Raw genomic sequence first — 19,433 nt, forward strand, 5'->3', positions numbered from 1 at the left:
GCGCGCAAGCGCCGCTCCATTGCTACCGCTGGACAGATCCGGAGGCGCAGGAACCGGCGGGCGGATCATGCCGAAGAAGCACAGAATAGACATAATGTTCTCCGTGGGATTCTGGTGTCAGCGGGGACGGGTGCTGCCCCCGCTCTCCACGGTAGAACAACGCGCGCGCCCCCAGACTGCCCCGCCAGAGGGCTTGTGACCTGGATTTTCATCTCCCGCACCCATGCCGAGGCTCAGGTCGCGGTGCTGCCCCCCGCGCTTTACGCCGCGGATGGGTCGCTGTGGCGTTCCGACTCCGCTGGGAAAGACTACGCCGGGTCAGAGAGCGGTGCTCTCCCGGACGATGAGGCGGTGGGGGACGACGATCTCCGACGGCGTGGGCGCCGAGCCGTTGATCGAGTCGATGAGGACGCCCACCGCCAGCCGGGCGATCTCCGCCTTGTCCGGGGCGACCGTGGTGAGGCTGGGCGTGCTGTACTCGCCCTCTTCGATGTCGTCGATGCCGACCACCGCGACGTCCTCCGGAATGCGGCGCCCGGCCCTGTTCAGGGCACGCATCGCGCCGAGGGCGAGCAGGTCGTTGTAGCAGAACACGGCGTCGGGCGGGTCGGGCAGCGCGAGCAGGCGCTCCATCGCCTCCAGGCCCAGACGCCGGTGGAAGCGCGGGGTCGGGACGATGAGCCGCTCGTCGACGTCCAGGCCCATCCGGGCGTGCGCCTGCCGGTAGCCGGACGTGCGCAGCTGCGCGGTCTCGCCGGTCGCGTACGGCTGGTCGCCGATGGCGGCGACGCGGCGGCGACCCTGCTCCAGCAGATGCCCGGTGGCCGTACGGGCGGCGGCCACGTTGTCGATGGCGACGTGGTGGAAGCTGCCGTTGAAGATGTGCTCGCCGAGCAGCACGATCGGGACCCGGTTGCCCCGGCCTCGCAGTTCCTCGGCGGAGATGGCCAGCGGGCTCAGCAGCAGGCCGTCGAACATCGTGGCCCGCGAGTCGCGGGCCAGCAGCTCCCGCTCCCGCTCGGCGTCGCCGTCGGTCTGGTCGACCATCACCACGTAGCCGTGCGCCCGGGCCGCGGTGATCACCTCGCGCACCAGCTCGGCGAAGTAGGGGACGTCCAGCTCGGGGACGACCAGGCCGATCATCCCGGTACGGCCCTGCTTGAGGTTGCGGGCGATCAGGTTGGGCCGGTAACCCACCTCGTCCAGCACGACCTGCACCCGGGCCCGCAGCTCGTCGGAGACCGGCGCGTAGCCGTTGACCACGTTGGACACCGTGCGGATCGAGACGTTCGCCCGCTTGGCGACGTCACGCAACGTTGGACGGGCCATGTTCCTCCTCTGCGGTTGCTGCGATCATAACTCACTCTTGCATCGTTGCAGAGGAGTATGCATGATGTCTGCATCGTTGCAGAGCGTTTCTCCGCAAGCCGCGCCGTACCCCGTCCGAGGAGTAGAGATGTCCACACCCGCCATGGCCCGCCGCGGCTTCCTCAAGGGAGCGCTCGGAATGGGCGCGCTGGCCGCGGCCGGCGCCTGCGCTCCCGGCGGCGGCACCAGCGCGGCGCCGAGCAAGCTGGCCAAGCCCACCGTCTCGGCGTCCACGTCCGCCAAGGGCGAGATCACGATCTGGAACCGGTCCGGTGACCTGTTCAAGGTGTTCGACGCGGCGATCGGCAAGTTCCGGGAGGCCCATCCCGGGGTCAAGGTGAACCACCTGGCCGTCGACATCGACGCCAAGCTGGCCAACACCCTGATCAGCGGCACCGGCGTGCCGGACGGCAGCTTCTGGGACGACGCCAAGATCGGCGGCCAGTCCGAGCACCTGTACGACCTGACCGACCTGATCGCCCCCTACCGCGACAAGGTCGCCCCGTACAAGCTGTCCGTCAACACCGTCGGCGGCAAGATCTTCGGCGTGCTGTGGGATCTGGACCCCGGCCTGCTCTGGTACCGCGAGGACATCCTGCAGGACGCCGGCGTCGACCCGGCCGGGATCGGCACCTACGACGACCTGCTGACCGCGGCCCGGACGATCAAGGAGAAGGACCCGAAGACCAAGCCCATCCACCTGGACAAGAACCCCTTCCTCGGCCAGCTCTGGCTGGAGATGCTGGCCAACCAGCAGGGCACGAGCCTCGCCGACGCGCAGGGCAGGCTCCGGCTGGAGTCGGCCGAGTACCGGCGGATCCTGACCTGGATCCAGGACGCGGTCAAGGGCGATCTGGTCACCCACGCGCCCTACCTGGAAGCGGCCGACATCAACACCCTCGACGGCGGGCAGCAGGTGTTCGTCCCGTGGGCGATCTGGTGGTCTTTCGCGCCGCAGCAGCTGCTCAAGGCCACCAAGGGCAGGTGGCGGGCGGCGCCCCTGCCCGCGTGGACGCCCGGCGGCGCCCGCAGCGGCGCCATGGGCGGCAGCAGCTTCATCATCCCCGCCAAGGCGAAGAACCCGGAGCTGGCCTGGCTGCTGTACGAGTTCCTGTGCTTCACCGAGCCCGGCTGCACCGCAGTCTACGGCCCCAACAGCATCTACCCCGGCGGCCTGTCCACCTCCGTGCCCTCCTTCACCCCGGCGCTGAAGCCGGACAAGCCGCTGTTCAAGCCGATCGACGCGCTCGGCGGCCAGGACCTGTGGAAGGTCGCCGTCGAGTCCGCCGCCACCATCCCGGCCGCCGCGCCGATCCCCGTGTGGTGGGCCCAGTCCGTGGACTATCTCGGTGACAACACCCAGCGCCTGATCGAGGGGAAGATGTCCCCCGACGACGTGATCGCCGAGTCGGCCAAGAAGATCCAGCGCAACCTGATCGACCGGGCCTGATGTCGAGTCTCACCGCCACGACGGCAGGGCGGGCCGCCACCGGCTCGCGGCGCCTGCCCCGGCTCTCGCCGTACCTGTTCATCGCGCCGTTCTTCGCGGTCTTCGCGGCCTTCGGCGTCTACCCGCTGGTCTACGCGCTGCGCCTCAGCTTCACCCGCTGGCGCGGCGCGGGCGAGGCCACCTGGGTCGGCGTGGGCAACTACGTCTACCTGCTGACCAACCCCGACTTCTGGGCCTCGCTCGGCAACAGCGCGGTGATGTGGCTGCTGATCGTGCCGGTCCAGGTCATCGCCGGGCTGGGCGCGGCGGTACTGCTGGCCAACGCGCGGCTGCGGCTGCGCGGGCTGTTCAGGGTCGCCTTCATCGCGCCCTTCGTGACACCGCTGGTGGCCATGGCGCAGGTGTGGATCGTGGTGTTCGACGAGGACTACGGGCTGGTCAACCACGTGCTCGGGCTGGTGGGCCTGCCCGCCGTCAGCTGGCTGACCTCCACCGCGTGGGCCAAGCCGACGCTCGCGCTGCTGTTCCTGTGGAAGACCACCGGCTTCGCGATCATCATCCTGCTCGCCGGGCTGCAGGCCGTACCGGGTGCCGTGTACGAGGCCGCCTCGATCGACGGCGCCTCGCGATGGCGGCAGTTCTGGTCGCTGACCGTGCCGCTCGTCCGGCGCAGCATCGCCTTCCTGGTGGTCGTGCAGACGCTGGCGGTCTTCCAGATGTTCGCCGAGCCGTACGTGGTCACCGAGGGCGGCCCCTACGGCTCCACCACCACGGCCGGCCTCTACCTCTATGACCACATCTCGGCATCCGACCTGGGCACCGGTGCCGCCAACTCCTTCTTGCTGGTGCTGCTGGTGTTCGGCCTCTCGCTGGGCGCGGTCCGGCTGCTGCGCCCGAAAGACGAGGTGTCGTCAACTACCACCGGCTGAACCCGGTGGTTTGCTCTCACGGTCCCATCTGGCTGAAAGGAGGCCGGTAGCGTGTGGCTGGTTGACAGCAGCCCAGCCCGCAGCGCCGCGTGCGGCGATGTTGCGGGCCGCGATGTGGTCGGCGTGCCCAGCGAGGCCACACCTTTTGCAGACGAACCGGCCCCGCGCCGGCCGGTTCGCCCTGGCCACGCACCCGCACTCCGGACACGCCTGCGAGGTATACGCGGGGTCGACCAGCAAAAACGCGACTCCGGCGCGGGCGGCCTTGTAGCGGGTGAAGGTGATCTGCTGGGCGAAGGCCCAGCTGTGCAGGGTGCGCCGCTGGAACCGATGAGCCCTTACCCGGCCGCGGATGCCCTGCAGATCCTCCAGGGCGACACCACGGCCGGTGCGTTCGGCTTCACGCACCACAAACGTCGAGATTTGGTGGTTGAGGTCGGTCATCATCCGGTGCTCACGACCGGACAGACGGCGCAGCACCCGCCGCGCCGCAGCCGTGCCCTTCTTCTGCAGCCGCCGGCGTTGCCGGTGCCGCCGCTCCCGCAGGGTGCGGACATGGCCGTTGCCACCGACCGGCCCCGACAGGGCGGGGCCGGGCAGCACCGCGCCATCGGAGGTGACCGCCAGGTTCGCCACCCCTTGATCCACCCCGATGAAGCCATGGACGGGCTCGCGTATCGCCGGTTGGGGCAGGGTGAGGGTGACCTGCAGCAGCCAGACGCCACGGCGGCAGATCAGGTCGGCCTCCCCCACCGGCAGCGTGTCCACGGCTTTGAGGTCTTCTGGTCGGCCGGTGTAGGGGATGGTGACGCGGCCGGTGGGGGTCCACAGCGACACGGTGCGGGCGTCTCGGTTGAAGCTCATCAGCCGGGCGTCGTAGGGGACGGCGCCATGCGGGCGGAAGATGTGAGCGCGCTTCTTGCTGGCACGCCGGTTGGCGTAGGCGCCGGCGACCCGGGCGATCGCCCGCACGGCCGCTTGCGCGCCCAGCCCGGCCACCTGCCCGCGCACCTCGTAATAGGCCAGCCGATGCAACTCCACCACCGCGAAGACACGGTGCTGCCAAGCCAACCGGGAGACGACGGTGGCCGCCTGATTGCACAACAGCACCGCCGCCGCCAGCGCCTCGGCCTGGGCCGAAGCGGGAGTGAGCCGCAGCTGCACGACGTTACCGAGTCTTTCCATTCTATTTTCGAAAGGAGGAGTGGCGCTTCGGCCCCGAGGAACCGGGTCCCCGCGCCACCATTCAGATGAAGCAGGCCAGGCCCGGTCCGGTGCAGTACGTGGTGCTCGCGCTGCTCGCCGTCGCGTTCCTGTACCCGATCTGGTGGGCGCTCAGCTCCTCGCTCAAACCCGCCGCCGAGATCATCACCAGCCCGCTGTCGGTGGGCGGCCCGACGCTGGACAACTATCGGGCGATGTTCGCCGACGTGCCGATCGGCACCGGCTTCGTGAACACCGCGCTGGTCCTGGCGGTCAAGGGCGCGATGACGATGGTGTTCTGCCCGCTGGCCGGCTACGCCTTCGCCAAGTACACCTTCCCCGGCAAGAACGCGCTGTTCGGGGTGGTGATGCTCACGCTGATGCTGCCGACCCTGGTGCTGATCATCCCGCTGCTGCTGGAGATGAGCTCGCTGGGCTGGGTCAACACCTACCAGGCGCTGATCCTGCCGGGCAGCGTCGACGCCTTCAGCATCTTCTGGATGCGCCAGGTCATCGCCGCCATCCCGGACGAACTACTCGACGCCGGGCGGGTGGACGGCGCGAGCGAGTTCGGGGTCTTCGCCCGGGTCGTCATCCCGGTGATCCGGCCCGGCCTGGCCGCGCTGGCCGTGCTGACCACCATGAACATCTACAACGACTTCGTCTGGCCGGTCGTCGCCGTCAACGACACCGCGCACCAGACGGTCCAGGTGGTGCTGTCGACCCTGGCGCAGAACGTCACCGGCAACCGCGTCGGCGCCGACTTCGCCACCGTCTGGGGTGAGCTGCTCGCCGCCGGCAGCATCGCCATGCTGCCACTGCTGGTGATCTTCATCCTGCTGCAGCGCCACTTCATCAGCGGCATCCTCGCCGGCAGCGTCAAGGGCTGACCGGGCACACCTTCTCATGATCGGAGCACCCTTCCAATGACGCCGCGTGCGGAATACCCGCGCCCCCACTTCGACCGGTCGCACTCCTGGTCGAGCCTGAACGGCGACTGGGACTTCCGGGCCGACGCCGACCAAGGCTGGGACCGGACCATCACCGTGCCGTTCGCCTGGGAGACCCCGGCCTCCGGCATCGAGGCCCACTGGCTGCCGGTCGCCTGGTACCGCCGCCGGATCACCGTCCCCGCCGGCTGGGCGGGGCAGCGGATCGTCCTGCACTTCGGGGCCGTGCACCACGAGGCCACCGTCTGGGTCAACGACACCGAGGTGGCCCGCCACGTGGGCGGCTACACGCCGTTCGAGGCGGACATCACCGACGCGCTGCGCGAGGGCGAGCAGGAGATCCTGGTACGGGTCTTCTCCCCCGCCGACAAGCGGGAGATCGCGCACGGCAAGCAGCGCAGCATCCCGCGCGACGACTTCGACGGCGTGTGCTTCACCCCTTCGTCGGGCATCTGGCAGAGCGTCTGGCTGGAAGCGCGGCCCGCCACCCACGTGGCCGCGCTGAAGCTGCGGCCGACCGAGGGGCTGGACGGCATCGAGGTCGAGGCCCGCGTCGAGGGCCCGGCTCCGGCGACACTCCGGCTGACCGTGCGCGACCACGGAACGACGGTGGACGTGGCGATCTCCGATGGTGTCGCGCGGGGTGTGCTGCCGATCGCCGAGCCGCGCCTGTGGTCGCCCGAGGACCCGCATCTGTACCACGTGGACGCCGAACTGGTCTCGGCCGACGGCACCGACCGGGTCACCGGCTACACCGGGCTGCGCCGGATCGAGGTGTCCGGCGAGGACCTGTACCTCAACGGCCACCGCCTGTTCGTACGCGGCGTCCTCGACCAGGGCTACTGGCCGCGTACCGGCATCACCGCGCCCGACGACGCCGCGCTGCGCCGCGACCTCGAGCTGGCCGCCGCCGCGGGCTACAACCTGGTGCGCAAGCATCTCAAGCTGGAGGATCCGCGCTTCGTTCACCATGCCGACACGCTCGGCATGCTGATCTGGGCGGAACCCGCCGCCACCGGCCGGTTCTCGGCGGAGTCGGTCGCCGCCTTCGAGGCGCAGATCGCCCCGATGGCCGAGCGCGACGGCAACTCCCCCGCGATCGTCATCTGGGGCCTGTACAACGAGGAGTGGGGCCTGGACTGGGACATTCCCGGCGACCCGGCCAAGCAGGAGGCCGCGGCCCGCGCGTACGACCTGCTCAAGGCCCTCGACCCGACCCGGCCCGCGGTCGACAACTCCGGCTGGGCGCACGTGAAGACGGACCTGCTCGACTGGCACTACTACGACGAATCGGCCGCCTCCTGGGGCAGGACGATCGCCGCGCTGCTGAACGGCGACCAGGACGACTTCCCCGTGCCGCTCGGCCCCGACTACGTGGTCCGCAAGAAGCTGGCCGGGACGCCGACGCAGCCGCTGCGCGGCCTGCCCAACCTGAACAGCGAGTACGGCACCGGCTTCACCAGCGTGCAGCGGGGCTGGCAGTTGCGCTGGCAGACCCAGGAGATGCGGCGCCACGACCGGCTGGCCGGCTACGTCTACACCGAGCTGTACGACATCGAGCACGAGTCGGCCGGGCTGCTGGACTTCGAGCGCCGCGCCAAGGACCTGGCCGGAGTGGACCCTGCGCACGTCAACGCCATGACGACGCTCGTCCTGGACGTGGTTCCCGTCGCCCCCGGCCGCGACCTGCTCAGCGAGACCGGGCGGGTCGCGGTCCCGGTCCGGATCTCCCATCACGGCACGGACTCCGTCAGCGGTCACCTGCACACCGCCTGGTCGGCCGTCTTCGGCCCCGCGCCCACGCGACCGGGGACGGCCGGGGAGCGCGCCGAGGCCAAACCGTTCCTGCTCGGCGCAGCCACCGAGGTCCACGCCGAGCTGCCCGACGGCTGGACCAGCGGCCGCCTGCACATCGCCCTGGTGTCCGACGGCACCGTTCTGGCCCGCTCCGCCGTGGACGTGGACACCCGCACCGCGCCGGTCATCGGCGACGACCCCCAGGCCCGCCCCTGAACGTCCCGCATGGCCGCCGCGTTGATCATCGCGGCGTGTGGGCCTCCGCGCAGGAGACCCGCGACCGGGCGAGCGAAGCGTACGAGCGCATCTCCCGCGTGGTCACCAACCTGCGGCGCGTGCACACGCTCTGGACCGTCACGTCCGGGCTTGTCCGGATGTCGGCGCTCGTCGTACGCGGCGCGCTCATCACCATGACGACCAGGCTGCTCACGCCGATGACCTCCCCCGCTGCGGCAAGGGAGGTCATCGTCATGCCTTCGTGGAGCGAGGATCCGCGCACATCAGCACGATCCGGACCGTCGCACCAGCGCCACGGCACGACCCTGCAGATCGCCGACAAGCTGCGCAAGAACCACGAGCAGCTCGGGTTCGGCCACATCACCCTCCTGGAGGGCGGTATGGACGCGACGGGCCAGGTCATGGAACTGCTCCGGTAGGCCTCGATCGGGAATGCCGGTATGACTGGCATAAGCCGACCAGTCAAATTGCTTATTTCACCCCGCAGCTGCCGTCATTAGCGTGATTCGTGACCAGCGAAAAACGGCAAGCTAGGGAGAAAGCGTGTCTGTGGCAAAGTTCATCCTGGTTCCGGCGGCGGCCGCTCTTGTCATCATGACAGCCGATGCGGCGACGGCCATCGCTCATCCGTCGAACGTCACCATGGCCGCCCAAGGCAAGGCCGAGAGCGCGGGGGTGAAACGCAAGTCGTTCAAGTGCGCCTCGCCCAAGGGCGAGAAGCTCAACATCTCCTGGGATCCGGGAAACGTCTCCGTCACCGTCTACTTCAATAATCACTGCAAGCAGAAGCGCAACCTCAAGCTCGACTTCAAGCAGGCCACCGATGTGTGCTTCACCGTCAATCCGAAGACCAAGGGAAAGAAGAAGGTCTACACCACTGGAGCGGTGCTCCGGTCAATAACCTCCCCGTCGGAGTGCTGACCCGGTTCGCTTGAGATGCTCGTCCGGCCCAACGGCTACCTCGCCTGGGCGAGTGACAAGCCCGGCAACGGCGACCTGGTCCGTGCCTGACCGAGTGGTGCGGCCCGGCCGGTATCGGCTTATAGAAGGCGGTTGAATGCCGGCCGGGCGGGTGGCGGTGCGCACCCGGTACCTCGATGATGCGCTGCTGAAGGCCACTGACGGATTCGCGACCAGACTTGGATCTATAGCGTGGGAACTCGCCATGACAGCGTCGAGCGGATGGGATCGGTCATGCTCATAGGGCGGGTGGAGGAGCAGGTGGCCATCGATCGGCTGCTCGTGGACGCCCGCTCCGGCAGGAGCGGGGTGCTGGTGGTGCGTGGCGAGGCCGGGATCGGCAAGTCGGCGCTGCTCGACTACGCCGCCGAGGCGGCCGATGACGAGATCCGCGTGCTGCGCGGAGCGGGTTTCGAGCCGGAGATGGAACTGCCCTTCGCCGGCTTGCACCTCCTCCTGCGTGGCGCGCTCGACGGCATCGGCCGGCTGCCCGACGGGCAGGCGGGGGCGCTGCGGGGCGCGCTCGGTATGGGGCGCGCATCGGGCGGGGATCGGTTTCTGGCCGGGCTGGCGGTGCTCACCCTGCTGGCCGATCTCGCGGAGCGGCGTCCGCTGCTGTGCCTGGTGGATGACGCGCAGTGGCTCGATCACGCGTCGGCGGAGGCGTTGCTGTTCGCCGCCCGTCGCCTGGAGGCGGAAGGCGTCGTGATCATCTTCGCCGCCCGCGAGGACGAGCAGGTGTTTCCCGCCGTCGGCGTGCCGGACTTGCACCTGTCGGGGCTCGACGCGGGGTGCGCCGCCGAACTGCTGACCAAGCACGCCGGCGACCTGGCCCCGCAGGCATGTGCGCACCTGCTCGAAGAGGCGCAGGGCAACCCTCTGGCCCTGCTGGAGCTCCCGACGCTCCTCACCCAGGCGCAACGCGCCGGCGAGTCACCCATCCGGGCCATCGGCATCGGATCCGGTCCCGCGCCCGGCCGCGTTCATCAGGCCTTCCGTGACCGCATCACGCGGCTGCCGGAGGGCGTTCAGACCGCGCTGCTGGTGGCCGCCGCGGACGACACCGGCGACCTCGACGTCGTGCTGGGAGCGGTAGGCAAACTCGGCGCCGGCCTGGCAGACGTCGACGCCGCCGAGGCCGCGGGCCTGATCCACGTCGGTGACGGCCGCATCCGCTTCCGGCATCCGCTCGTACGTGCCGCCGCCTACCACGTCGCTTCCTTGGTACCGCGGCTGGCGGTCCACCGCGCCCTGGCGCAGACCTTGGCCGGACGTACCGGCGACGTGGATCGCTGGGCCTGGCACCTGTCCGAGGCGGCGACAGGGCCCGACGAGGAGACCGCCGCGGCGCTGGAACGCAGCGCGGAGCATGCCCGTACCAGAGGAGGGCACGCGGCGGTGGCGGCGGCCTTCAGTCGCGCGGCCCAGCTGAGCCCCGACCCGCGCGACCGAGGCCGTCGTCTCTCCGCGGCCGCGGCGGCGGCCGCGGAGGCCGGGCTGTACGCACGTGCGGCCGACCTCGCCGACCGGGCGGCATCAGATGTGACCGACCCGATGATGCTGGCGTTTCTCGCCCGGACTCGCGCGATGGTCGCGATGGCGCACGGTCACGCGCAGACCGCCCACACGCTGCTCGCCCAGGCGGCTGAGACCGTCATCGAGCAGGCCGAGGACGTGGCCATCACGCTGTACTTCGAAGCACTCACCCCCGCCTGGATCGGCAGCGACTACACCGCTCTCACTCAGACGGCGGCACGCGTATCCCAATTGCGCCTCCCCACCGCGGGCCGGCTGCGGCCGTTGACGCGAGTGCTCGCGGGAATGGGCGGCCTGGCCGCCGAGGACCCACCGACGGGCCTGGCGTGGCTGCGTGACCTGATCGAAGGCTTACGCGACAGCTCCGAGCCGGTGGAACTCCAGGAACGCGCCCAGCTCGCCATCTGGGACCTGGTGATCGGCGACGACCTGGTCGCCTACGAAAGGGCCGCGAGCATCGAGCGGGAATGTCGCGCCCAGGGCGCGATCGGACTCCTGCCGCTGGCGCTCGTCCTCGTGGCCCGCTCCCAGATGTTCCTCGGGCTGCACCGTGACGCCCTGGCCAGCGCCAAGGAAGGACTGCGCATCGCGCGTGACACCGACCAGGGGCACTACGCGGCTCTGCTGACCGGAGTCATGACCTACCTGGCCGCGATCGAAGGCGACGAAGAACGCTGCCGGGCGCTGGCGGAAGAGATCGCCGGCGTTCGCGACGCCGCCACGGGAGGCATGCGATGCGTCTCACTCAACCTGCTCGATCTCGCCTTGGGGCGGCCGGAGGCGGCTCTGCACAGGGCCGAGGAGTTCGGCGCCTTCGGGCCCGCCGCCCGTACCGTGATGGTCATGCACCGTATGCCGGACCTGGTCGAGGCGGCGGTGCGGGCCGGTCGGAACGACTTCGCGAAGGTGGCCTCTGAACGGGTGCAGATGTGGGCCGCGCAGAACCCCGTGCCCTGGGCCGGCGCGGTGGCACTGCGCTGCCGGGCACTGCTGGCCCCGGACGAGGAGGCCGAGCGGCACTACGAACAGGCGCTTCGGCTGCACCTGCGGGGCGGCCGTTTGTTCGAGCGGGCCCGTACGGAACTGCTCTACGGCGAGTGGCTGCGGCGGCTGCGGCGGCGCGCGGACGCCTGCCATCAGTTGCGGTCCGCCATGGAGATCTTCGAACGGCTCGGCTCGCGTCCGTGGGCCGACCGCGCTCGCGCGGAGCTGCGCGCCGCAGGGGAACGCCAGATCATGGGGGGACATGTTCCCCCCGGAGCGCTGGACCGGCTCACGCCCCAGGAACTGCAGATCATCCGAATGGCGGCCAGGGGCATGAGTAACAGGGACATCGCCGCACAACTCTTCCTCAGTCCGCGGACCATCGGCTATCACCTGTACAAGGCGTACCCGAAGCTCGGAGTGGCGTCCCGGGCCGAGCTGGCCACGCTCGATCTCGGAGAAGGCGGACGACTTCTCGATTGAGCGCGCCTGCCGTACGCCGGGTTGGGGTGCCGTCCTGGCCTGCCCCTGATAGGCGTCACTTCACCGCGCCCCCGGTGATCCCGGAGATGATTTTGCGCTGCGCCACGGCGAAGACGACCAGCAACGGCAGGCTCATCAGGATGATGTAGGCGAAGATCAGGTGCCAGTTGTTGAGGTAGAGCCCGGCGTTGGCCACCTGGAACAGGTTCAGGGGCAGCGTGTCCATCCGTCCGCCGATGACGAAGAACGCGTAGAAGACGTCGTTCCACACGTACAGGCAGATGAGGATCGTGGCGGTGGCCAGCACCGGGCGCAGCATCGGCAGGATGACCGAGACGAAGACCCGCACGGGGCCCGCGCCGTCCATGCGCGCGGCCTCCTCGATCGACAGCGGCACCGTACGGACGAAGCCGGTGACGAAGAAGACGACGGTCGACAGGTAGATGCCGACGTAGACGCCGATCATGCCGGTGAGGGTGCCGGCCAGGCCGAGCTGGCGCAGCAGCAGCACGATCGTCACCACGGCGGGCGGCAGCACGATGCCACTGATGGCCAGCGCGTACAGGACGGCGTTGAGCCGGGTGGCCCGGCGGGCCAGGATCCACGCCGCCATCGAGCCGAACGTCAGGACCAGGGCGACGGCCGGGACCACGATCAGTACGCTGCCGAGGAACGCGGCCGGGATGTCGCCCTGGGTCCACACCTGCGCGAGGTTGTCCCACAGGAGCCAGCGCGACGGGAGCGACAGGTCCGGCGAGAGCGCCTCGGACTGTGACTTGGCCGCCGTCGAGACGATCAGCCACAGCGGCACGCCCATCACGGTGACAACGAGCGCGACGACGGCGAAGGGACGCAGCCGCGCCGCGAGGCCGCTCGCGCGGGGCGGCCGGACCCGGCGGCCGCGGACGCCGTAAGCGGGGATGGTCATGGGCGGACACTCCCGCCCGTACGAACGGTCACAGGATCTTCTCCCGCTTGCGCAGAATCCGGATGACGGGGAAGGCCAGCAGCCCGACCAGCAGGAACAGCACCAGGCTCATGGTCGTGGCCTGCGCGAACAGGCCCTGGCCGAAGGTGCGGTAGATGAAGATGTTGAGGATCTCGGTGCTGCGCGCCGGCCCGCCCCCGGTGGTGGCCTGGACGATGTCGAAGCCGTTCATCGAGCCGAGCAGCGCGGTGGCGACGTTGAAGGTCACCGCCGGCGCCAGCAGCGGGAAGCGGATCGACCAGAACGCCTGCCAGGGCGAGGCGCCGTCCATCCTGGCGGCCTCGGTGACGTCCTCCGGCACGGTCTTCAGCCCGGCCAGGTAGATGAGCATGGAAAGCCCCATCCACTTCCAGGCGTGGATGACCGAGACCACGACCAGCGTCCAGGTGGTGTCGCCGAGCCAGGCGACGCTCACCGGGTGGCCGAGCAGGCCGCCGAGCAGGCCGTTCAGGCTGCCGTTGGGTTTCAGCAGCGCCTGGAAGACGTAGCCGACCGCCAGCGCCGACATCAGCACCGGGATGAGGAAGAACAGCCGGGCGACCCGGTTCAGCCAGGTGTCGCGCTCCAGCAGCACGGCCAGGCCGAACCCGAACAGGTTCTGGAACAGCGCCACCAGGACGGCGTAACTCACCGTGATGCGCAGCGCGCTGAACAGTGTGCCGTCCGACAGCAGGTCGGTGAGGTTGTCCAGCCCCACGGGGCGGATCTCGCTCTTGAAGCTGGACCAGTCGGTGAAGGCGTAGATGAAGTTGAACAGGGTCGGCAGGAAGAAGAAGACGAACAGGATCGCGAAGGCCGGGATCAGGAACCACATCGGATGCGTGTGGCGCGCGCTGGTAGCGGACATGTGGTCAGAACCCGGACGCGCCAGCCGCCTTCGCGAGCTGGGCGAACTGCTTCTGGGTCGCGGCGGCCACCTGCTCGGGCGTCAGGCTGCCGGTGATCATGTCGGCCAGGTTGAGGTACAGGTCGGGGTTGGCCACCGCGAGCGCCTGCATCGAGCCGACCGCGTCGCCGAGCGACTTGTGCACGTCGAGCAGCGCCTGCGGCACGCCCGCCGGGCTCGGCACGTCGGCGCGCAGCGAGACGGTCTTCCGGTCGGCGACGAAGCCCTGGTAGCCGGGGCCCATCCAGTACGACAGCAGCTGGCGGGCCGCCGCCTCGCGCTTGGCGTCGCCGGTCCTGAAGGCCACCAGCGCGTTGCTCTGGTCGGGGATGAAGGTGCCTATGTTGCCGGACGGCGAGATCGGGAAGAAGCCGATCTTCTTGTCCAGCGTCGCGGTGTCGGCCTTGGCCTGGAGCTGACCGAAGAAGGAGTTCACCTGGACGGCCATCGCCGCCTTGCCCGACAGCAGCGCCGCGCCCTGGTCCTCGAACTTCGCCGTCTTGATGTCGGAGTTGAACAGGCCCTCGCCGATCAGCGCCTTGTACTTCTTGATCGCGTCCAGGATGGTCTTGTCGGAGAAGGTCTCCTTGCCGGTGTTGACCCGGTCCCACAAGCCGTCGCGGGCGGCGTCGGCGAGCTGCACCTGTACCCACCACTGGGTGGCCCACTTGTCGCCGGCCATCTCGAAGAACGGGGTGACGCCCTTGGCCTTGAGCTTGCGGGCCGTCTCCACCATCTCGTCGAAGTTCTTGGGCGTCGCGGTGATGCCGTTGGCGGCGAAGACCTCCTTGTTGTAGTAGACGCCTTCGACGGCCGGGCTGGTGATGAGGGCGGCGTAGCGGGTCTTGTCCAGCAGGCCGGTGATGTCGCGTAGTTCGGGCGTCATCGAGGCGATCCAGGGGGCGCCGTCCAGCGGCTGGAGGTTGGTCCTGGCGTTCAGTGCGGTGAGCATGGAGGCGGTCGGCTGCCAGAAGGCCAGGTCGGGCTTGTCGCCGGTGGCCACCTTGGTCTGTACGCCCTGTTCGTACGGGTCCGGGATGGTGACCACGTCGACCTTGGCGCCGGTGGCCTGGGTGAAGGCGTCGGTCACGGCCTTGGGCACGGTGTTGCTGTTCTGGGCGGCCCAGATGGTGAGCGTGGTGCCGTCGAGCCGGCCGGTGGGCGCGGCCCAGGCGGCGGGCTGCCCGCTCCCGGCCGGGGTGGCGGCGGGTCCGGAGGCCGGGTCGCTGCACGCGGTGAGGGTCAGGAGCGCGGTGGCGGCCGCGGCCGTGATCGCGGTGAGTTTCACGGTGTGTTTCCTTTTGGTCCGTGGGGGGTCAGAGGGTGCGGAGCTTCAGGATTCGGGCGGTCGGTCCGGTAACGGTGCTGGTCACGGACAGCTCGGCGGTCTGCGGGTCCCACGAGTGGCCCCATCCTGCCTTATCGCCCGGGTAGACGGTCTCGATCTGGACGGCCCGCCCGGCCAGGTGGGGCAGCGACAGGACCGAGGTCTCGGCGGCGCCGGGGCGGCGCCACAGCCCGAGATGGGTGGTGTCCCCGGCGCGCAGGCCGAGGGCGAGCCAGTGATCGGCCCAGCCGGGCAGGCCGAGCGGCCAGCACGGGATCGCGCGCACCAGGTCGGCGCGCAGGTCGCGGTGCGCGCGTACGCCCGCCCGCACCAGGTCGAGTTGGGCGGCGCTCATGGCGGGCAGGTTGCCCGACAGGTAGAGCCGCCCCAGCACGCCGGTGCACATGGTGAAGACGAGCTCCTCGTCCGTCATGTCCGGTTGCGGGTACGCCCAGTTGGCGGCCTGTTCCGGCAGCATGGACAGCGGCGCGGCCACGGCGATCGGCGGGTAGCGCAGGAAGTCCTGCTGATCGCTGGTCGACTGCAGGTTCAGCCGGGACAGCAGCGCGTAGTCCATGCGCATCGCGCCCGACGCGCAGTTCTCCAGGACGAGCCCGGGGTGCCGGTCCAGGACGCCGTCCAGCCAGGCGAGGTGGGCCCGGTTGCAGGCCAGCAGCCCGGCGCCGGCGCTGTCGGCGTCCAGGTCGGTGCCGGCGCCCGGGTTGATGTTGTAGTCGAGCTTGAAGTAGCCGACGCCGAGCTCTTCCACCAGCCGGTCCACCACCTGGTCCAGGTGCCCGGTGGCCGCGGGGTGGCGCAGGTCCAGGTGGTAGCGGCCGTGCTCGGCCACGCGCCGGCCGCCGCGCTGCAGGAACGCCTCGGGCGGCAGCTTGTCGGCCATCGGGCTGCGTACGCCGATCACCTCGGGCTCCAGCCACAGCCCCGGCGTCATCCCCCGGTCCCTGATGTGGCCGAGGACCTCCTGGATGCCGCCGGGGAAGCGGGTCCGGGAGGGCTCCCACGCGCCGACGCTGTCCCACCAGGCGCCGTCGTCGTCGTACCAGCCCGCGTCGACGCAGAAGATCTCCGCCCCGGCCGCGGCGGCGGCGTCCACCAGCGGCAGCAGCTTGGCCGTCGTCGGGTCGCCCATCAGGGTGTTCATGTAGTCGTTGAACACGACAGGCAGCGCGGACCTGTCGGGGTGCGGGCGCAGCAGCGCGCGGCGGTGCGCGGTCAGCGCGGCCACCGCGCCCTCGAGCCCGTCGTCCGAGACGGCGACCGAGACCGGCACCGTGGTGAAGGACTCCCCCGCGGCCAGGGTCTGGCTCCACTGGTGGTCGGCGTCGGTGGGGCCGGTGGCCACCACGTACACGCCGTCCAGCCGCTCACCGGTCTCCCACCCCCAGGCGCCGTTGTGCTCGATCTGCCACAGCCAGGTCTGGCCGGTGCGCCGGTCGGCCAGCCCGCCCATCGGCACGTACCGCCCGCTGGACCAGGTGCCGGTGCTGCTCAGCGCGTACCGGCCGCGCCCGTGCTGGCCGTGCGCGGCCAGGCCGAGGTCGGCGATGTGCTCGCCGAGCGGCCGCCTGCTCCACCTGCTCTCGCCCAGCCACTCGCTGTCGGCGGACAGGACGTCCACCTCGCTCACCGGGCGGCCGAGGAACCCGCCAGCGAAGGAGGACACGGCGAGCAGGAGCACCGGGTCCGTGCCCTGGTTGGTCACCCGTACCTGGGCCTGGCAGGCGGCCACGCCGTCGAAGGAGCGCAGCGTCAGCTCGGCCGCCAGCCCGGACACCTCGTCGCGCAGCGCGACGCGCAGCGTGTGCCAGTCGCCGTCGCGGCTCTGCTCGGCGCCCGCGTACCGCAACCGGGAGCCGACCGCCGTCTCCGACAGCCGCTGCGAGGCCTTGGCCCGGCCCTCGCCGGGGATCAGGACCTCGACCAGCGGCTGCGACAGACGGGACGGCGCGGCGCCGGGCGGTCCCAGCCTCTGGAGGGCCACCGGCCGGTCCGGGTGGATCTCCACCACCGCCGCCAGGGCGCCATGCCCCCAGCGCAGGGTCTCGACCACGTCGGCAGGCTTCACGTAACTCTCCTTCGGTTGTGCGGTGGTTGTGAGACAGGCGTCAGCCGAGGGCGGCGGCGATCTGGATCCGGTCGACGTCGGGGCCGTACGCGGCGGCGTTGCCGAACTCGATCGTGTTGGCGCCGGCCCTGAGGTCGGCGGTCATCACGGTGGTACGGAAGTTCGACCAGCCCAGCGTGTTGCGGAAGTAGACCCGGGTGGCCGCGCCGCCGTTGACGCGGATGTCGGCGTAGCGGTCCACGATGTTGGTGTTGTAGTTGGACGCGCCCTCGCCCAGCTCGCCGTTGGCGTAGGTGATCACCACGCGGTAGCGGCCGGCGGCCGGGGCGTTGACGCCGGTGAAGCGCAGGATGTTGGCGGCGCCCTTGCCGATGTAGCCGACGTACGAGCCGCCGGATGCGGCGCCGTTGGCGCCGACCACGGCCGTGCCGCCCAGGACGTTGGCGCCGCTCTCGGCCTCATAGGCGGTGACGGTGCCGGTGGTGGCGGTCACGTCCAGGTAGTCGAGGTTGACGGCGTCGCGGTCGTCGGTGGTGAAGGCGTGCACGCCGACCCGGTTGACGCCGGCCTGGAGGAACACCTTGGTCGTCACGGTGTTCCAGGTGTTCCAGTCGGCGGTTCCCGGCAGCGTGAGGTCGGTTAACGCGGTGCCGTTGAGCACCAGGCGGGCGGCCCGGTTCTGCGGCGCGCCGGTGTACGGGCCCGCCGAGTAACGCAGGCCCAGGTTGTAGTAGCCGTCATTGGGCGCGCTCACCACGAACGTGGTCGCGGCCGTGTCGCTGGCGCCGTACCCCTCGGAGAAGGAGGTGCCGGAGTAGCCGGTGTTGGGGCCGTAGGTGACGCGGGCGGTGCCGCCGAGCGCCGCGTACTCGGCCTGGTAGCGGGTGGCCGGGCCCGCGGGCGTCAGGTCGGTGTTCGGGGTGACGATGACCTGGTACGCGGCGGCGCCGTTCAGTCCGGTGAGCGGGACGGTGATCTGGCCGCCCGAGACGGTGTAGTCGCCCTCGTGGATCAGGGCCGGGCCCGGGGAGGCGTTGAGGCCGGTGCTGTTCACCCCCCACACCGTCACGTGGACCGAGCTACCGAGGTACGGGGCCGAGGCGATGCCCTTGACCACGACGTCGGCGGCATAGGTGTCGCTAACGTTGAGCGAGCCGCCGAAGATCACCCGGGCCTGCTTCCTGGCCGGGTCCAGGGCGGCCAGCCCCTGCAGGGAGCCGTTCCTGGTGGGCGGGGTGACGGTGACCGTGTGGCCGGTCAGCTCGCCGTACCACTTGTACAGCCACCACCCGCCGGTGGCCTGGTTGTTCCTGGTCACCAGGTCGTTGAGCGCTCCGGCCGTGGTCCAGTAGGCCAGGCAGGCGTCCACCTTGCTGTTCTCGAACCGGGTCACGTACTGGACCAGGTTGCCGGGCACACCGAGGTCGCCGGAGGAGCGGGCGTACTCGTTGATCGCGATGGGCCGGGGGCTGATGCCGAGGCTCGTCTCGATGGCCCGGTAGTCGGCGTGGTGGTCGTACCAGCTGGTAAAGAAGTCGTTGCCGAGCTCGTGCCAGGTGAAGACGTCGGGCAGCACGTTGTTGGCCTTGGCGTAGGTGAGGAACGCGCGGTGGTCGGCCGAGCGGTAACTGGCGAAGTTGGGGCCCGCGATCCGGGCGGCCGGGTCGATCGAGCGGATCTTCTGGTAGACGCGCTTCCAGGCGTCGAGCAGGCCGTTGAGGTTGCCCTGGTACCAGATCTGGTCGGGCTCGTTGAAGGGCACGTACACGTACGACGTCCGGTACGGGTCCGCGACGATCTTGCGGGTCATCGTGTCGACCTTGGCCAGGTAGTCGTCGATGCCGAGGTTCTCGTACGGCCATTGGCGGTAGACGTCCTGCATGTAGACCTGGATGTCACGGCCGCCGGTGCGCTTGAACATGGGGGCGATCTGGAGGGCGTCGCCGTTGGGATGCTGGCGGCCGTCGGGCGCCTTCTGCGCGGTGACCTGGGGCTTGAGGGCCGCCAGCATGGTGTCGGTGGGGATTCCGTCGTTGCCCAGGCCGTACAGGAAGCCGGTTGCGCCGTACTTCAGCGGGCCCGTGTCCGAGGCGAGGTCGACGACGAGGGCAGGGGACGCGGCCTGCGCGGGGGCGGCGGCGCAGAGCAGGGCCGAGACGAGCGCGGAGACGACGGTCGTGACACCCAGGAGCCGGAACGAAGTCAACGGGAGTACCTCCTGCCGGGAGAGGAGCGGCCATGTGACCGGT

14 protein-coding genes are annotated in these 19,433 nt (G+C 70.1%); 7 read left to right on the forward strand and 7 right to left on the reverse strand.

Annotation, left to right across the window (positions count from 1 at the left end):
- Nucleotides 1-318: 318 nt before the first annotated feature.
- The gene (locus AB0B64_RS40155; protein WP_358184524.1) at nucleotides 319-1,329 is read right to left on the reverse strand and encodes a LacI family DNA-binding transcriptional regulator; all 1,011 of its coding nucleotides are present in this window, start codon (nucleotides 1,327-1,329) and stop codon (nucleotides 319-321) included.
- 127 nt (nucleotides 1,330-1,456) lie between these two features.
- On the opposite strand from AB0B64_RS40155, the gene AB0B64_RS40160 reads away from it, so the two are divergent.
- Both AB0B64_RS40160 and AB0B64_RS40165 read left to right on the forward strand, forming a co-directional pair.
- Nucleotides 1,457-2,818 carry an extracellular solute-binding protein gene (locus AB0B64_RS40160; protein ID WP_358184527.1) on the forward strand — a complete coding sequence of 454 codons (1,362 nt, stop codon included), beginning with the start codon at nucleotides 1,457-1,459 and terminating at the stop codon, nucleotides 2,816-2,818.
- On the forward strand, nucleotides 2,818-3,747 hold the full coding sequence (locus AB0B64_RS40165; RefSeq protein ID WP_357952755.1) for a sugar ABC transporter permease: 930 nt from the start codon (nucleotides 2,818-2,820) through the stop codon (nucleotides 3,745-3,747). Before AB0B64_RS40160 ends, AB0B64_RS40165 begins: the two co-directional genes overlap by 1 nt.
- Here AB0B64_RS40165 and AB0B64_RS40170 read toward each other — a convergent pair.
- On the reverse strand, nucleotides 3,730-4,932 hold the full coding sequence (locus AB0B64_RS40170) for a transposase (protein ID WP_358184530.1): 1,203 nt from the start codon (nucleotides 4,930-4,932) through the stop codon (nucleotides 3,730-3,732). The two genes, AB0B64_RS40165 and AB0B64_RS40170, sit on opposite strands and share 18 nt — an antisense overlap.
- 65 nt (nucleotides 4,933-4,997) lie before the next feature.
- Here AB0B64_RS40170 and AB0B64_RS40175 point away from each other — a divergent pair, with 65 nt between their 5' ends.
- The 5 genes from AB0B64_RS40175 (at nucleotide 4,998) to AB0B64_RS40195 (ending at nucleotide 11,897) form a co-directional block, all read left to right on the forward strand.
- A complete protein-coding gene (locus tag AB0B64_RS40175) occupies nucleotides 4,998-5,840 on the forward strand; it encodes a carbohydrate ABC transporter permease (RefSeq protein WP_357952753.1) in 843 nt (280 codons plus the stop codon).
- Between the two features lie 36 nt (nucleotides 5,841-5,876).
- The gene (locus AB0B64_RS40180; protein WP_358184534.1) at nucleotides 5,877-7,913 is read left to right on the forward strand and encodes a sugar-binding domain-containing protein; all 2,037 of its coding nucleotides are present in this window, start codon (nucleotides 5,877-5,879) and stop codon (nucleotides 7,911-7,913) included.
- Between the two features lie 35 nt (nucleotides 7,914-7,948).
- Complete coding sequence (locus AB0B64_RS40185) at nucleotides 7,949-8,353, forward strand: hypothetical protein (protein WP_357952750.1); 405 nt, start codon at nucleotides 7,949-7,951, stop codon at nucleotides 8,351-8,353.
- Nucleotides 8,354-8,477: 124 nt separating this feature from the next.
- Entirely contained in the window at nucleotides 8,478-8,855 is a 378-nt protein-coding gene (locus tag AB0B64_RS40190) for a hypothetical protein (protein WP_357952749.1), read from the forward strand.
- Between the two features lie 231 nt (nucleotides 8,856-9,086).
- Nucleotides 9,087-11,897, forward strand: a complete 2,811-nt coding sequence (locus tag AB0B64_RS40195) for an AAA family ATPase (protein WP_358184537.1) — start codon at nucleotides 9,087-9,089, stop codon at nucleotides 11,895-11,897.
- A gap of 55 nt (nucleotides 11,898-11,952) precedes the next feature.
- Here AB0B64_RS40195 and AB0B64_RS40200 read toward each other — a convergent pair whose 3' ends face one another.
- From AB0B64_RS40200 to AB0B64_RS40220, 5 genes are read right to left on the reverse strand one after another with little or no spacing between them, the layout of a single operon-like run.
- Nucleotides 11,953-12,825, reverse strand: coding sequence for a carbohydrate ABC transporter permease (locus AB0B64_RS40200; RefSeq protein ID WP_358184540.1), 873 nt, complete (start codon nucleotides 12,823-12,825; stop codon nucleotides 11,953-11,955).
- 28 nt (nucleotides 12,826-12,853) lie between these two features.
- A complete protein-coding gene (locus AB0B64_RS40205; RefSeq protein WP_358184543.1) occupies nucleotides 12,854-13,732 on the reverse strand; it encodes a sugar ABC transporter permease in 879 nt (292 codons plus the stop codon).
- Between the two features lie 4 nt (nucleotides 13,733-13,736).
- Entirely contained in the window at nucleotides 13,737-15,059 is a 1,323-nt protein-coding gene (locus tag AB0B64_RS40210) for an ABC transporter substrate-binding protein (RefSeq protein WP_357952745.1), read from the reverse strand.
- Nucleotides 15,060-15,087: 28 nt separating this feature from the next.
- Nucleotides 15,088-17,184, reverse strand: coding sequence for an alpha-galactosidase (locus tag AB0B64_RS40215; protein WP_358184546.1), 2,097 nt, complete (start codon nucleotides 17,182-17,184; stop codon nucleotides 15,088-15,090).
- Between the two features lie 40 nt (nucleotides 17,185-17,224).
- Nucleotides 17,225-19,390, reverse strand: coding sequence for a CBM35 domain-containing protein (locus AB0B64_RS40220; RefSeq protein ID WP_358184549.1), 2,166 nt, complete (start codon nucleotides 19,388-19,390; stop codon nucleotides 17,225-17,227).
- Nucleotides 19,391-19,433: the final 43 nt, after the last annotated feature.

It is taken from the genome of Nonomuraea sp. NPDC049129, from assembly GCF_040648495.1.
Classification (GTDB): Bacteria; Actinomycetota; Actinomycetes; order Streptosporangiales; family Streptosporangiaceae; genus Nonomuraea.